This is a genomic window from Bacillus cereus group sp. TH152-1LC (assembly GCF_027710505.1).
GTDB classification, from domain to species: Bacteria; Bacillota; Bacilli; order Bacillales; family Bacillaceae_G; genus Bacillus_A; species Bacillus_A mobilis.
The window spans coordinates 104,461-120,672 of sequence record NZ_JAQFNK010000011.1 but is presented as its reverse complement, the minus strand read 5'-3'; the positions used below and the strand labels follow the sequence as shown (position 1 = coordinate 120,672).

The window sequence follows — 16,212 nt, the reverse complement described above, 5'->3', positions numbered from 1 at the left end:
AATAAGAAGAAAGAACGTTCTTGAACTGTCACAATAAAAAAACAAAACAATACCTAAAGATATTGTTGTTTCCATAGTTTTTTATAGAGGGAGTTCGCGAACCTCTCCCGCGCATTGCACGGAATTCCTTCTTTCATTGACAAAGCTTATTGTAACATATTGTATACTACCAGAAAAAATTTCTGATTTTTCCGCTATTTCTCATTTCATTTCTTTCATTTTATAGTATGATTAATTTAATATGAGAAGAGAGGAGGCATCCCACTGAAATCCTTTATTATTTATCTCTTTTTAAATATATTATTCATCCTTGTTACCATGCTCGTATACCATTTATTTTGGAATCAAAAAGGGAAACGCTCTCCTAAATTAAATTCAGCTATATTTATTGTATTATGTTGCCTCGTTACTATACTATGTATCACTTTCGCAGCAAAAACAGATTATGGATTTCAATTTGATATGCGTCATATCGTATTAGTTGTCGGTACATTAACCGGAGGTCCTATTGCCGGTGGATCAATATTAGTGGTATTAAATATATACCGCTTCTTATTAGGAGGAATAGGTGTTTTCCCATCGCTTATCGGTTCTATCCTTCTATTTATTGTTCTACTATTTACATACAAATTTTTCAATCGAACTTCTAATCGTATAAAAATAATACTTGCTATTATCTACAGTCTCACATACGGATTTAGTTGGATACCTTTCTTCCTTTCAAAGGTTACAAATAAGGCTGATTATATACCACATATTATTGTGTATGAGTTATGTACGATACTTGGTACCATCCTTATTTTATATTTATTACACATATTACAAACTCAAGTCCGTCTACAAAACGAACTTATGAATGCTGAAAAATTTCATTTAATTGGTGAAATGGCAGCATCCATCTCTCATGAAATTCGCAACCCATTAACTTCAACGAAAGGATTTTTACAACTTTTACAATCAGATACATGCACTGAGCAAGAGCGAAAATTATATATCGACATAGCCATCAACGGAATCGAACAAGCAAACCATGTTCTTACAGATTATTTAACCTTTGCAAAACCAAGTATTGAAAAAGAACAAAGATTACAGTTAGAAGAAGAACTATTACATGCATTATCGCTAATTACACCGCTTGCTAATTTAGCAAATGTGCGTACTCATTATATAAAGCAAAGTACTTCTTTTTTTATCGCGGGAGAAAAACAAAAACTAAATCAATGCTTGTTAAATATTTTAAAAAACTGCATTGAGGCCATGCCAAAAGGCGGTGATCTTTATTTCACATTAGTTCCTGATCATAAACATATTCAATTATATATAAAAGATACAGGAGTTGGCATGGATCAAGAACAAGTAAAACGCCTTGGATCCCCTTTCTACTCAACAAAAGACAAAGGGACTGGTCTTGGAATGATGGTCGTATTCAGCGTTGTGCAAGCTATGAATGGAAAAATTGATATTATAAGTGAAAAAGGGACTGGTACAACCTTTTTATTAACTTTTCCACTCATACAAAAAACGTGATGAAAAAATCATCACGTTTTTTCTGTTCCTTCAACTAATTCAGCAAAGGCTTTCACTTTTCCATGTGGTTTTTGATTTTCTTTACGTGCTTTCCAAGCGCGCTCTTCTTCTTTCTTTTTCTTGGACATACTTTTCAACTCCTTCTTTTCTTTCTCCATGTAGTATTCCAAAATAAGAAAGAAAACTATGCACGTATCAAAAAAGAAGTGGTCTCCCACTTCCTTCTAATTATCGCTGTAAAATTGCGTGTTTCGCCTCTTTTAACTGCGTAAGATGTCTTTGTTCATGCAAATCAAGAAATTGAACCCACTGATACAAATTCAGATCATTAAAAACAGGATGCTTTAATCCATTTTCAAATAGATCTTTTTCATCTATTACACTATGAAGCGCGTGTAGTAGTTCTTGCCGTGAATGTTCTAGTAATTGAATTCCTTGCTGTTTTTTCATTAACGTTTCTGTTGGTTCCATCTGCTGAGGAGCTTCTCGTTTATGTGTGCGATCAAGCGTAAGTTGGAGGTCTTTAAATGGAGTCGTGTTTCTTTCATTTTTTTGTAAAGCATATACAAGGGCAGACGTGACAGATTGTTCAACTAAATGTAAATGATGCAAAATTTGAATAATACTCCATTTATCTCGGCGCGGCTTTACATTCACTTCTGTATCATTTAACATTTCAATTTCTGATAATAGCGTGCTTCGGGTAGACTGTAACGAGTTCACCAAACTTTCTAAACTCACATCCATATTAGATTGAAGCATACTTCTTTCCCCCCTTTTTGTTGGTGAAAAGAGGTGCTCCTTATTAGAAACACCTCTTTAGTATTCTGAATTTTCTTTTATTATCTCATCATTTTCTCGTTATGTCGATGTTAAACATGTGAAAAAAAGCGCATGTTTTTTACAATTTTGTGTCGTCAATCGCATGTAGCCACGCTTCAATTTCTGTAATGACACTTTTCACACAACCTTCAGCAAATGGTGATGTTAAATTTGCAACTTCTACTAATTCCAAGAATGATTTACTTCCACCTTGTTGGCACAGATTTACATAATCTTCCCAGGCTTCTTGTCTATTATCTCTTGCACGTTTCCAAAATTGCAGTGCGCAAATTTGTGCTAACGTGTAGTCAATATAGTAAAACGGTGAGCTATAAATATGCCCTTGACGTTGCCAGAATCCACCGCGCTCTAAATAATCATTATCTTCATAATCACGATGTGGTAAATACTTTTTCTCTATATTACGCCATGCTGTCTTACGCTCTTCTGGTGATGCTTCTGGATTTTCATATACATAATGTTGATATTCATCGACAGATACACCGTATGGTAAAAACAGAAGTGCTGAACTTAAGTGAGAGAAATAATATTTATCTGCATCTTCTTCAAAGAATGACTTCATCCATGGCCATGTAAAAAATTCCATACTCATAGAATGAATTTCACATGCTTCATACGTTGGCCAATTGTATTCTGGAATTTCAAACTTACGGCTTTCATATACTTGGAAAGCATGACCAGCTTCATGTGTTAATACATCAATGTCGCCAGATGTTCCGTTGAAGTTTGAGAAAATAAATGGCGCTTTATAATTCTCAATATATGTACAATATCCGCCACCAGCTTTTCCTTTTTTCGCAACTAAATCTAATAAATCATTATCTAGCATGAAATTGAAAAATTCATCCGTTTCAGCCGATAACTCTTTATACATCGTTTTCCCATGATTAACAATCCAATCCGCATCTCCTTTTGGAGTTGGATTACCAGTAGCAAACTCAAAGTTTTCGTCGTAATACGCTAACTTCTCTACACCGATACGTGCTTGTTGTCGTTTTCTTAATTCCGTTGTAACTGGAACGATATAATCAAGTACTTGCTGACGATAATTCGCCACCATTTCCGCATTATAATCTGTACGGTACATCCTTGCATATCCAAGTTCAACAAAGTTTTTGAACCCTAAAGATTTGGCGATTTTCGTTCTCACTTTAACGAGCTCGTCATAAATACGATCTAACTCTTCCTCATTCTCAGCTAAAAATCCGTAATATGCTTCACTTGCTACTTTACGTTCACTTCTTTCTTTCCCTTGCATAAATGGAATAAGCTGTGATAACGTTCTTTCTTCTCCTGCAAAGTCAATTTTCGCAGATGCTAATAACTGCGTATATTGTGAAGACAATTTATTCTCTAATTGTAAATCTTTCACCACTTCATCAGAATATGTTTTCAAATCACACTCCGCTAAAGCAAATAATTGCTTTCCATAATATGCTTCTAATTCTTCACGGAATGGAGAATGAATTAACGCATGATAATACTTTGTACCATATCCTTGTACAACTGGAGAGAATTCATCAAAGAAATCTTGCTCTTCCTTATAAAAAACATCTGTCGTATCAACAGAATGACGAATATAACAAAGGTTCCCCATTGTACCGAAGTCGTTGCGAATTTCGTTAATTGAATTGATGACTTGTTTTTGTTCTTCTACCGTTTTGGCGTTATCAAATTTCTCTAACGCAACAGTAAACTTCTCTTTTAATTCTTCAATATTTGGCCGTTTATATTCATAGTCTTTAAATGACATGAACGAGCCTCCTCTCCATTATGTGCATCCTTACTATAATTCAATGCTTACTTGCAAATCTCCTCTTATTCTTCAGCAAAATACGGCAGATGCTGTCATAATTATATGTAAACAAAAAAGCTTTGGATTTCATCATCCAAAGCTCCTTTGGAACATACTATTACTTTTCATACTTTCCAATCTTTTTTAATAGATCAAGTAATTCATCCTTTTCTTCTTTCGTTAACATTTCAAAAGACTGATGTATAACTTGCTCATGCCCTGGAAAAATAGAAGCAATAAATTTCTCTCCAGACTCAGTTAATTGTGCATAAATAACACGTCTGTCATTCGGGCACGGAATTCTCTTTACTAGTCCCTTTTTCTCTAGCTTATCTACAACATATGTAATGCTGCCACTAGCTATTAAAATGCGCTCACCAATTTGCTGAAGTGGTTGACCGCCTTTATGATATAGCAGTTCTAATACAGCAAATTCAGTTGGATTTAACCCGTTACTTTGTATAGATTTATTTGTAGTATCCATAACAGAACGATGTACACGAGATAATGCAATAAATACTTTTAGAGATTGAGAAATATCTTCTCGTTCATTATTTGATGTCATACAACTTTCAACCCTTCACTTAAATTCTCAGTAATAAAAAGAAAAAACAGCTTAGTACTTCATGTAAATTCCGAATGAGTATTCACTCATTCATTTCCTCTCCCCAAATATATTATGAATGATTCTTGAATAAAAACATGACAATTTTAACATAGTTTATATATAATGATAATAAAAAAGAAGGAGTACCAAATTTGAAAGTCAAATTCCACAGTATAGTTTTATATATATTGCTTGTTATCCTACCAACGATAGGGATTGGCGCTACATTTTATTCATATCATTCATATAAAATGAAGCAGGAAAACAAACTATCTGCTCACACGGTTCTCTTTTTATATAGAGACTATTTAGATCATCACCTTGGTGAAGCAATTTCCGCATTAGAAATGCTCTCAAAGGTCGTAGGAACCGAGACTGGAAATATAAATGGTGTGAAACAAATTGTACATGATACAGATGGAAACGATGCACGTTTTTCTGGTCTATATTACGCTACACCAAAAGGTATCATTACAGTCGCATCCGAAGGCGACCGACCACCTGTTGATGTCTCAGATCGTAAATATATTCAAGACGCGTTACAGACGAAGAAAACAACTGTATCATCAGTCATTACAGATCGTGTTCTTGGACATCAAGCTATTATGATTGCTTCTCCCATTTTCAATAAACAGAAAGAGCTATCAGGCTTATTGTTAGCAAGTTTACGCTTTGACTACATTTCAGCATCTTTAAACGCCATTAAGCCACAATACCACTTTGAGGTAACTGATAAATATGATGTAGTTTTTCTAACCGATGACAATAACGAAACAAGTGATGCACATTCTAATATGCTTACTACCCCTCTCCAAAGATTAAATTGGAAGGTCTCTGTTTCTCCATTGCCTATCCATCAAAAAACATTATATCAGTGGGTTTCAATAGAGTGTATAGCTACTTTATTTTTAATGTCTATTTTATTTTTACTTGCTCAATATATGTTGTTAAAACGTCAAACAAAACTGGAAAGACAACAAAATGAACTACAAAAAATTGAATTGGTTGGCACTTTTGCAGCTAGTACAGCCCACGAAATCCGTAATCCCCTTACCGGAATTAAAGGACTCGTCGCTCTATTAAAAGAGAAATATAAAGATGAACAAGACCAGTTCTATTTTTCCGTCATCGAACAAGAAATAGAACGGATTAATGAAATTGTAAGCGAATTTCTTATTCTTGGAAAGCCAACTGCAATCATTGAACAAACATATGATGTGAGAAACATTCTAAATGAGGTAGCATTAATTATTCAATCTGAGGCGAATCTACATAACATTGTATTCCATTTACATTTACCAGACCATCCTGTTCATATCCGTTGCTCAAAAGACCATATGAAACAAGTGGTTTTAAACATTACAAAAAATGCAATTGAAGCCATGACTTCTGGTGACACACTAACTATTTCCGTAACAAACAATGAAACACACGCACAATTGCAAATTAAAGATACTGGAAAAGGAATTCCAAAACATATTCAAAAACACCTCTTTCATCCGTTCTTTACTAATAAAGATACTGGAACAGGTCTTGGACTTGTCATATGTAAACGAATTGTAGAGATGTACAATGGGTATATTTTTATCGACAGTATAGAAAACGAAGGAACGACAGTTCATATCGAAATTCCGTTACACTTAGTATAATTATCCTTCTCCCAAAAGGGTAATTATACTTATTTCATAAAACCCGCCACAAGCATTCGCCAAAAATTACTCGATTTCCCTTCATACCCAATTTGAAAAATAGGTACCTTTATAATCGATAACCATTTTGGTGTTTGTTTTTCTTTATAACACTGGTACTGTAAAATAAGCTTGTCCAATTCTTGACTCACTTGAATCGTCTCCATACTATTTAACCCACTCGTTAAACCTAATTGAATCATTTCTTCACGTTTCATATGAATATCACGTGAAAGCTTTTCTAATGTGTACTTCCTTTTTACAGTAAACATTCATATCCCCCTTATTATACTTCCATGCTCTCTACTTCACTTCTCCATCGGCCTTTTAACTACTTAATCATATTTGAATTTGAAGAATCAGAAAATTTAACATTTTCTCCCTGTAATTTACAAATCTTTACCCTCACTTTGAGAATTATTACAAATTATTCTATCTTTGTAAATACATTCGCAATAATAGACATTTTTTTCATCTTCTTTTTTTACAAATACCAATTAAATAGCGGATTTTCTATTTTCCATATACTTTTCTTCGACATTTTTTGTTTAATTTATATAAAAACGCAAAACATAATGATGATTGATAAAGTGAAATTTAATCATTGGGGATTTTGTTCATTCCTCACCGCTCGCAAATAGCGGGATAAAATAGAAAGGAAATATTCATATGCGCAAATATACGATTGCATTGCTTATATTTACTATGTTCTTACCAGCCTTCTTATTTCCTGTTCAAGCAAAGGCCCATACAAACAAAGTCGCTATTGTCATTGATGACTTCGGTAATAATATGAAGGGGACTGATAAAATGTTATCACTCCCTATTCCACTAACTGTTGCCGTTATGCCTTTTCTCCCTTCCACAAAGGAAGATGCGATAGCGGCTCATAAGAAAGGGCACGAAGTTATTATACATATGCCTATGGAACCTATTAAAGGTAAAAAAGAATGGCTTGGACCAAAAGCAATTACAACTGATTTAAGCGACGAAGAAATAAATAACCGACTCGAACAAGCGATTCAAGAAGTACCACATGCAATTGGGATGAACAATCATATGGGATCAAAAGTGACCGCGGACGAAAGAATTGTAAGGCTTATACTTGCAGCTTGTAAAAAACACGGTTTATTTTATTTAGATAGCAAAACAAATCCTAAAAGTGTTGTCCCAAAAATCGGGAAAGAATTAGGAGTGCCTATTATTGAAAACCAATTATTTTTTGATGATGTTTATACAGCGGCACATATTTCAAAACAAGCCCAATTACTCATTAAAAAACTTCAAGAAAAACCAATTATGGTAGCTATCGGACACGTCGGACCTCCAGGTGAAATTACATCACGTGTTATAGAGTCTTCTATTCCTAGCATTCGTGAACATGCAGATTTTATTTTTTTATCTGATTTAGCATTATCTCCGCCTCCTGTTTCAAAATAAGATTCATTACTCACACTAAAAAAGGTACCAATCTGCATATTGCAAGTTGGTACCTTTCCTTTCCACCTTAAATATAATCTACATGGCTCACCCTGAATCCTTTTTTCTCTATTTTTTCGATTAATTGCTTCAATCTTTTTTCATTTAACTCATCTGCTATATTTACGATAACGCGGCGGATATATTGATCACCGTTATCTAGCGTAAATAGTCCACCGATATTAAAAGCTTTCAACAATGTCCCAAGTTCTTTAATCGTCCCCTTACAATCTTGTGTTGCAATTGTTAATATATAACCACCCGTCCGCATACCGAATGAATCTTCAATAACATCAAATATATTGGAATGCGTTAAGATACCGACAAATTCATTATATTCATTTAGCACAGCTAAAAATGGAAGTCGACGAATAACATAAAATGCTCTAAAAAAAGAATCCTTTTCAAAAATAAATGCAGAGGAATCTTCCAGCATATGTTCCGTACTTAATTTCTCTAATCCGCTTTCACACTTCTTTTCTAAAAGATCTACTTTATAAATAATCCCGATGAATTTCTTTTCATCTTCTGCTAATACAGGGATTGCCCGAAATCCCGTTTCATTCATAATATGCAAAGCCTCTTCACCTGAATCGTTGATTTTGCAAAATGTTACTTGCTGTTTTGGCAGAAAATGATATTTAACTCGCAAAATATGTTCCTCCTTACATGTCAACATGTAATCTATATATAATAAGGAGACCTATATTTTATGAGTGAAATTATTTTTAAAACGCTTTCATTTATTTGTTGACTTGTAACGACATCACAAACATTTTATATAACAGAGCTCTTTGCACCTTTTATCATTAACAACTTTACATGGTAGTTCATTAAATATTCTATACCCTCTAGCCATTTTTTCGCTTCTTCTGGAGTTTTCCCCCACACAATCATGCCATAATTATGAACAAGAACTACTCCTCCACCTTCAATAAAATTCGGTACATTATTTTCTAATAAATCAGCGAATTTTTTCTCATCTTCTACAATTGGAATTGTCATTTCTGTTATACCTTCTTTTCCAAAAACACGTTCCACGCTACGTTTATCGAATGTTACTTCCCTTTCTTCTCCATATAACTCTGATATTAAATGGCTATCTACAGTCTGCACTTGTAAAATACATTCTGCACTACTTTTTTTATAAATATCCGCATGCATAAACGATTCTGCAGCTGGTTTTTCTTCATTTTCAAATACTGGCTCACACATACAATTAACAACAATAAAGTCTTCTTCCGAAAATAACCCTTTATCTCTTCCCTCAACGTTTACTAAAAAAGTTAACGGCTCTTTTGACGTACAGAGTGATAAACTAATTTTTGTACCATAAAACCAATCACGAAGTGCCAATTCAGATTTCACATCTTTTAATTCATTCCATTTCTTTAGAAAAAATAACATTTCGTCACCCCCGGCATAATATTTATATAATGTTCGAATCCTTTCTATGTAAAAGGAATATTTTTTTGATTATTCTAAAAATTTAATTGAATTATCACATGAGAATGCCTTTTTGTCAATATAGTTTCATAGCTCTTCTTTAAAATGGGCCATTCATATGTCTATACTCCTGTCTATTTCCTATTTCATTTTATACATAAAAAATACGTTATTCTTTTTAAATCAAAGAATAACGTATTTTCTCATCTTTTATTTCATTATTGCATTATATAAAAACTGTGCATATTGTTCACGTGTTACGAAATCATCACCTAAAAAGTTTCCTTTTCCATCACCTTTTGATATATTATTATCCGCTAACGCTTTCACATATCCTTCTGCCCAATGACCAGTCGGTACATCTGTAAAGTTCACTTTATTATTTCCAGCTTCTTTTAACTGAAATACTTTATACAGTACTACAGACATTTCGTATCGAGTTAATACTCCATCTGGACGAAATTCCTTAGTTCCATCTCCTTGCATAATTCCAGCTTGCGCAACTGTAGCAATTTCATGCTCAAACATATGCCCTTTCGTATCTGTAAATCTCTCTTTCTGTTCTATTTTATTTTCTAATTTCAAGTACCTTTGTACTAAAGACGCAACTTGTCCACGAGTAATACTATCCCCGAATCCGAATTGTCCATTTCCATATCCCTTGAAAATATTTTCTTTCGCTAAATACGTAATCGCTTCTTCTGACCAATGTCCTTTTGGTACATCTTTAAATGTTACTACTTCTACTTTTTCATCTTCTTTAGAAGTATTATCCCCTTTACCTTCTACCACATTTTGAATTACCGATCCTGTAAAGAAGATTCCTGTATCCGCAAATGGATCTTTCACTCCAAATTCATATACTTTCTCACCTGGTGTACTCCATTTCACTACACCATGACTATACGTACCACCATCACTCTTCAGACGGATTTTTGTAGATACCTCTCCGTCTTTTTCGTATATAGGTACTTTTACTTCTTTATTTACCTCTGTATCCTCTAGAAAGACCTTTTGGTTTTGAACATTAATATAAGCTTTCTTACTTAGTTCTATTACTGGTCTAACATCGCGGATTTCATTTGCAACAAAACTTAAATATACTAACTTATTCAACTTACTAACTGGCGATAAGTCTGAAATATAATTTGCTTCTAAATCAAGTTTTTGTAAGTTTATTAGATTTGATAATGGCGTAATATTCTTTAACTCATTATTAGGTAAATCTAATTCTGTAAGTTGAGTCATTTTAGCAAGTGGTGTCACATCTTCTATTTGATTTTTCCCGATAAATAATTTATTTAATTGATTCATTTGATCAATACCCGATAAATCTTTAACTTTATTACGCGTTAATACTAAGTCCTTTAAAGGTAATGAATATAACGGTTTAATATCTTCAATTTGATTACCTGCTAAAGTTAAGTATGTTACATTTTTCAACGCGCTTAATGGAGCAACGTTCGTAATTTTATTATTTGCTAAATTCAAGTAACCTAGTTGTTCCATTTTCGATAATGCTGTTACATCTTCTATTTGGTTTCCTGATAGATATAAACTTTTTACATTTTTCATTTCAACTAATGGTGCAACATTTGTAATTTTATTATTACTTAAATCAAGAGATTCTAAATTATCCATCTTTACAAGTGGCGTTACATCTGAAAATTCATTACCACGTAAAGCTAAATGATTTAGTTGCTTTAAGTTCGCAAAGAACGACGGATCTGTTATCTTCGCATTCGCAACTGTTAAAGATTTTAAATTTGGCATATATTTCAATGCACTATAATCAAGAATCTCATTCGTATTTAAAAACAAGTCCTTTACTTGTAATAACTCTTCTTTCGTAATTGGTGTATTTAAATCTTTTCTATTAAATACTTTTTTATTAACAAGTTCTCTTAATTTGTTATCTGTTATCATATTTTGATTATCAACTGGATTGTCCGTTTCCGTATTGCCTGAATTAGAGTTATCATCTGGTTTCTCTGCTTCTTTGTCACCTACAGTTGGATCTTTAATTTCAAATTGAACTTGATATTTGTGATCGTATCCAATGGCCGGAATAAGTATATGCATTTGCATATTGTGCTTCTTCTCAAACTCGCCAATTTCAAATTGAACTACTTTCGTTCCATTTTTCCTCTTATCTTCTGACAAAACTTTCACATCATGAAATACACCTGGTTGGTTTTTATCTTCTATTCTAAGATATTGAAAATAATCGCTATCTTGTATTGTTACAGTAACAATTTTTTTCCCGTCTGCAATCGCTACTTTAGGATCTTTTATATATTGAGAAACCATAGATGGCTCGTCTTTTTGGTCCTTATATATTTTAATCTCAGTATCGTATGTACGTTCACTAGCTGCTACGACCGATTGATTTGCTTCAACTTTTAGTGCTGCTAATGCTGGAGTAGAGTATGCAGCAAATGGAATTGCTAATGTTGTTGCTACTACTAACGCTTTCATATATTTTTTTTCAAAATAATATCCCCTATCATATATAAATTTACAATTGATAACACTTATCAATTGTCTACAAATAAATGATAATGAATATCATTATCATCGTCAATGAGAATATTACATTAAATTTATATTTCCAAAGAAAAAAATAAAAAGGCCCTTTATTCAGAGGGCCTTTTTACCTATCGTATAAAGAATTTCACTTTTTTCTTTTTCATTAATAAAACCAATTTTTTGCAAAATATTTGCATACAATACAAGTTTATTATATATCCGTTCTGACATACTTTCCCCTTCTTTCCTTCGACCAACTTTTTTTGTATTGGTAAATTATATGAAAGAGATGAGAAAATGTGTCCACTTTTTGCATAAATCCAAATCTTTTACCCCACTTTTTGCGGACAGTAAAACTCCTACCTCAAAATCAGGTGGGAGTTCCATTTATTTAGCAAATTGTCCATTGAATATTATGCCTTTTGACTTCCTCTTCAAAACTATAGGGCATTTTCTTATCACAAATTACATGTTGAATACGCGAAAACGCTGCTATTCGGTAATTTCCTTTTACCCCTACTTTTGTATGATCACATAAAATATATGTTTTCTCTGCTAATTTCAACATCGCTTCTGACAGCTTTGCCTTTTCTAATTCAAAACTAGAAACCCCAAAACCAGGTAACAATCCATCAATCGACACGAATGCTTTATGAAAATGAAATTGCTGGATTACTTGCTGCGAAATAGATCCTGACACACGTGAATGCTTTGGAGATATTTTTCCACCAATAAATAAAACCTCACCATGAAACATCTTTTTATTAATAGAAGAAATTAATTGTGTGGCTACTGGAAATGAACTTGTTACAATCGTTAAATTTTTACGATGAACAAGATATGGCACCATTTGAAGTGGTGTACTTCCGTCATCAATCGCAATCACATCTCCATCTTCCACAAACGTTGCCGCTTTATATCCAATTCTCTTCTTCTCTTCTATATGCAGCATCTCTCGTTCTAACATTGGTGCCTCTATTCCAGCTCCCGGAAGTTGGACGGCTCCCCCATACACTTTCTTCAACTTCTTTTCACGATCCAATTCTTCTAAATAACGGCGAATTGTCTCTGTCGATACAGCAAACTCTCTCGCTAACTCTGAAACTTTTACTTTCCCTTTAAACTCTACCTTCTCAAGAATGGTTCGCTTTCTTTCTTCACCTACTACAGACATAGCCTCACCCCATTGATTTCTACCGCATAAACTACCTTACTTATACAAAGTTATAACTTTCTTTTTCAGTAAAAACTTCTTCATGAATATGAATACTACGCTTTACTAGCTCATCAAAAATAATTTGTGTATTTACAAAAGCTTCCTCAGGTGTCACAACCCCAACTTTCTTTACATTCCCTTTTGCGATTAACTCTGTAGCAATCCCAAATGGAATACCTACGTTTCTCGTATAAGCTCTTAATTTTTCCCATCCTACAACAGATCCATCAGATAACGGGTGTGTATGATATAATACGTGCCTTTGTTTCTCATTATTTTTCATACCTATTACTTCTACATGAAGTGCATAACCGTAAATTTCTGTTTCTTGTCCCTCTTGCGATTGTAATAAATACTTCGAAATACAATCCATAATGCCGATTTCTTCCCCATTTATTTCAACTTGATCATTACGCAATATACCGTAATCATATAACGCACGTACGAGCTGCATATTTTGCTTTGGCCAAGTCCCTCTCGTCTCTATCAGTTTGACGCCTTTATTTTTCAATGCTTTTGCTAACGTAATCGTTTCAGAATGCGGGATTATATACTGCGTTGCCTTACCATAAGGCGCCGGTAATTCTATTTCTCTCGGACGCGCAAACGGAGGTACTTGCTTAAACTCACCATCTTCATACACTGTACGCGATGGTAAATGTGGATCATATTCATATGTCGTTGTTTCTGTAATTGATGCAGAAAAAGCAATCGGACGATACGAACCGTGACTGACACGAACTGATTCTACAGTATCTAGCTGATTTGCTGCATGCATTGCCATCATTTGCGTTACACCTGGCGTCATACCAAAACCAGGTAAACATGTTTTTCCGTTTTTAACAAATATAGAATGCGCGTCATTTTCTTCACCAAATCCATTCAAATTCACACCGTGACAACCTGCTTCTGCAATACATCGAGTTGACAAACCATTTAGCTTTATCGTCGTGCCATCCATTACAATGTCATAGCCCTTCATTTTTGCAACCGTATCCTCATGATTCGTTACATCTACTTTCACAAAATCAACGCGAGGATCGTTGAGCCATTCTACTACTTTCAGGCCCTCTTCTTCATTAAAATCAGCTACTGTAATCGTCTCAAAAGATGAAAATTGCACTAAATCTAAAATTGCTTCACGACAAATTTTACCTGCTCCACCTAAGCAAAATACTTTCACCCTATAACAACTCCTTTAGCAATACTATCAACTAAACGATCGATATCTGCCTCATGTACATCACCGATATTTCCAATACGGAATGTATCTACTTTTGAAATTTTACCTGGATAAATGACAAATCCATCACGCTTTAATTCATTGTATAATTGCCCAAAATCAAACCACTCTTCTGGATAAATGAAAGATGTAATAATAGGCGATTGATATTTTTCATCTACTAGTGACTTAAATCCGATTTCTCTCATTCTATTCACTAATAGTTTTTGATTGTTATAATATCGATTGTAACGCGCTTTTACTCCGCCCTCTTTTTCTAATTCAAGTAGTGCTTGATAAAAAGCGTGTACAACATGTGTAGGTGACGTAAAACGCCATTTTCCATCGTCTCCCACTGATCGTATAAATCTAATGATAATGAACGTGCCTGCCCTTTACATTTCAACAATTCATCGCGCTTTGCAATAACAAAGCCAAACCCAGGAACCCCTTGAATGCATTTATTCGCACTACTAATTAGAAAGTCAATTTGCAACTCAGCGATATCTATTTCAATACCACCAAAACTACTCATTGCATCAACTAGTGTTACTTTTCCATATTGCTTCCCTAATTTACATACATCTACAATTGGATTGATAATACCTGTTGTTGTTTCACAATGAACAACTGCAATATGTGTAATCTCTTTATCTTGTTGTAATATTTTTTCTACTTCTGCAATATTAGTAGGCTCCCATTCTTCCGTTTGACTAACGACCACATCTATATGTAACATCTCTGCCATTTGTACAATTCGCTTACCGTACGCACCATTTGTACAAACAAGCAACTTTCCATTTTTAGGAATAACAGAACCAATTACCGCTTCAACTGAAAACGTACCGCTTCCTTGCATGAGAACAGTCGTATATTTCTCCTCTTCTTTCGTTGCTAACGATACAAGTTTAGCTCTTACATCTTGCACCATCGTGTTATATTCAGCATCCCACGTACACCAATCGTATAACATAACTTCTTTTACCGTTTTTGTTGTCGTTAATGGTCCTGGTGTTAATAATAAGTAGTGATTTTCAGTCATGATCCTATTCCCCTTTTATGAAATAATAAGTTCTTGTTTCTCGATATGTTCCATTACGCTCTCAAGTTCCTGCATCGTTTCTATCGTAAAGTGCGCCCCATTTTCAACGAAACGATTGCGAACTACTTCTATTTTTTCACGAAGTTCTACCGAATCCATATTCTCCACTTCTTCTTCCGTTAAACCAAGCTCGCTACTGCCAAGAATTACACCAACTGTCCACATTCCAGCATTTCTTCCCTCTTTCATATCCGATACGGTGTCTCCAACTTTTATCATATGATTCATTGGATATACACCAAGTTCCATCGCATTTTTATAACACATCCACGGATATGGACGACCCGCTGGAACATCATTTGGCGTTACAAGAAAATCAGGTTTATACCCTTGTAGGGCCGCTTCTCTTGCTACAATATCCATCATTTCTCTCGTATAACCAGTCGTTGAACCAATTTTAATTCCTCTTTCACGTAAAGAAGCAATCACTTCTTTTACTCCATTAATCGGCGACGCATAGCGCGGTAAAATAGCGAAGAGAATTTCTTCAAACTCTTCATACATCTCCTGGATATCTGCTTCTGTTGGTAATTGTCCGAAAACACGATTCCACTCACTCGCAATACGAGGCATCTCAGTAAGCGCCCTTACATGATCAATTTTTAATAGCCCCATTGGCTTACGAGCTTCTTCTGCTGTAATCTCAACACCGCGTTTATGGAAAATCTCCATAAATACTTCCAGTGGTGCAAAACATCCATAATCAACTGTCGTACCCGCCCAATCAAAAATAACTGCTTCTATTTTCATTCAATCCA

The 16,212-nt window shown here is 34.2% G+C and carries 14 protein-coding genes, 1 pseudogene and 1 riboswitch; of the genes and pseudogenes, 3 read left to right on the top strand and 12 right to left on the bottom strand.

What is annotated here, in order from left to right; genetic code table 11:
* Positions 1-67: 67 nt before the first annotated feature.
* Positions 68-111: riboswitch (PreQ1 riboswitch) on the bottom strand.
* A gap of 207 nt (positions 112-318) precedes the next feature.
* Complete coding sequence (gene kinB / locus PDL00_RS22070) at positions 319-1,527, top strand: sporulation sensor histidine kinase KinB (RefSeq protein WP_270731197.1); 1,209 nt, start codon at positions 319-321, stop codon at positions 1,525-1,527.
* 11 nt (positions 1,528-1,538) lie between these two features.
* On the opposite strand, the gene PDL00_RS22065 is transcribed toward kinB, so the two are convergent.
* The 4 genes from PDL00_RS22065 to PDL00_RS22050 form a co-directional block, all read right to left on the bottom strand.
* Entirely contained in the window at positions 1,539-1,655 is a 117-nt protein-coding gene (locus tag PDL00_RS22065) for a DUF6254 family protein (RefSeq protein ID WP_000038254.1), read from the bottom strand.
* 100 nt (positions 1,656-1,755) lie between these two features.
* The gene (locus PDL00_RS22060; protein WP_242252367.1) at positions 1,756-2,289 is read right to left on the bottom strand and encodes a DinB family protein; all 534 of its coding nucleotides are present in this window, start codon (positions 2,287-2,289) and stop codon (positions 1,756-1,758) included.
* A 139-nt stretch (positions 2,290-2,428) separates the two neighbouring features.
* Complete coding sequence (locus PDL00_RS22055) at positions 2,429-4,123, bottom strand: M3 family oligoendopeptidase (protein WP_242252365.1); 1,695 nt, start codon at positions 4,121-4,123, stop codon at positions 2,429-2,431.
* Between the two features lie 160 nt (positions 4,124-4,283).
* Entirely contained in the window at positions 4,284-4,730 is a 447-nt protein-coding gene (locus PDL00_RS22050; protein ID WP_242252362.1) for a MarR family winged helix-turn-helix transcriptional regulator, read from the bottom strand.
* Between the two features lie 194 nt (positions 4,731-4,924).
* On the opposite strand from PDL00_RS22050, the gene PDL00_RS22045 reads away from it, so the two are divergent.
* Entirely contained in the window at positions 4,925-6,421 is a 1,497-nt protein-coding gene (locus PDL00_RS22045; RefSeq protein WP_242252352.1) for a DUF3149 domain-containing protein, read from the top strand.
* 29 nt (positions 6,422-6,450) lie between these two features.
* Here PDL00_RS22045 and PDL00_RS22040 read toward each other — a convergent pair whose 3' ends face one another.
* Complete coding sequence (locus PDL00_RS22040; protein ID WP_000495532.1) at positions 6,451-6,732, bottom strand: aspartyl-phosphate phosphatase Spo0E family protein; 282 nt, start codon at positions 6,730-6,732, stop codon at positions 6,451-6,453.
* Positions 6,733-7,129: 397 nt separating this feature from the next.
* Here PDL00_RS22040 and PDL00_RS22035 point away from each other — a divergent pair, with 397 nt between their 5' ends.
* Positions 7,130-7,900: a divergent polysaccharide deacetylase family protein gene (locus PDL00_RS22035; protein ID WP_242252350.1), complete on the top strand. Its 771-nt coding sequence runs from the start codon at positions 7,130-7,132 to the stop codon at positions 7,898-7,900.
* Positions 7,901-7,967: 67 nt separating this feature from the next.
* Here PDL00_RS22035 and cbpA read toward each other — a convergent pair whose 3' ends face one another.
* The 7 genes and pseudogenes from cbpA to phnX form a co-directional block, all read right to left on the bottom strand.
* Positions 7,968-8,591, bottom strand: a complete 624-nt coding sequence (gene cbpA / locus PDL00_RS22030; RefSeq protein WP_270731195.1) for a cyclic di-AMP binding protein CbpA — start codon at positions 8,589-8,591, stop codon at positions 7,968-7,970.
* A gap of 125 nt (positions 8,592-8,716) precedes the next feature.
* Positions 8,717-9,346: a class II aldolase/adducin family protein gene (locus PDL00_RS22025; RefSeq protein ID WP_242252345.1), complete on the bottom strand. Its 630-nt coding sequence runs from the start codon at positions 9,344-9,346 to the stop codon at positions 8,717-8,719.
* Between the two features lie 249 nt (positions 9,347-9,595).
* Positions 9,596-11,863, bottom strand: a complete 2,268-nt coding sequence (locus PDL00_RS22020) for an NEAT domain-containing leucine-rich repeat protein (protein ID WP_270731193.1) — start codon at positions 11,861-11,863, stop codon at positions 9,596-9,598.
* 442 nt (positions 11,864-12,305) lie between these two features.
* Positions 12,306-13,088, bottom strand: a complete 783-nt coding sequence (locus PDL00_RS22015) for a DeoR/GlpR family DNA-binding transcription regulator (protein WP_242252332.1) — start codon at positions 13,086-13,088, stop codon at positions 12,306-12,308.
* Positions 13,089-13,128: 40 nt separating this feature from the next.
* Positions 13,129-14,313, bottom strand: a complete 1,185-nt coding sequence (locus tag PDL00_RS22010; RefSeq protein ID WP_242252330.1) for a saccharopine dehydrogenase family protein — start codon at positions 14,311-14,313, stop codon at positions 13,129-13,131.
* A pseudogene (phnW, locus tag PDL00_RS22005) lies at positions 14,310-15,394 on the bottom strand (2-aminoethylphosphonate--pyruvate transaminase). Before phnW ends, PDL00_RS22010 begins: the two are co-directional and overlap by 4 nt.
* A gap of 15 nt (positions 15,395-15,409) precedes the next feature.
* On the bottom strand, positions 15,410-16,204 hold the full coding sequence (gene phnX / locus PDL00_RS22000) for a phosphonoacetaldehyde hydrolase (protein ID WP_242252325.1): 795 nt from the start codon (positions 16,202-16,204) through the stop codon (positions 15,410-15,412).
* Positions 16,205-16,212 lie beyond the last annotated feature (8 nt).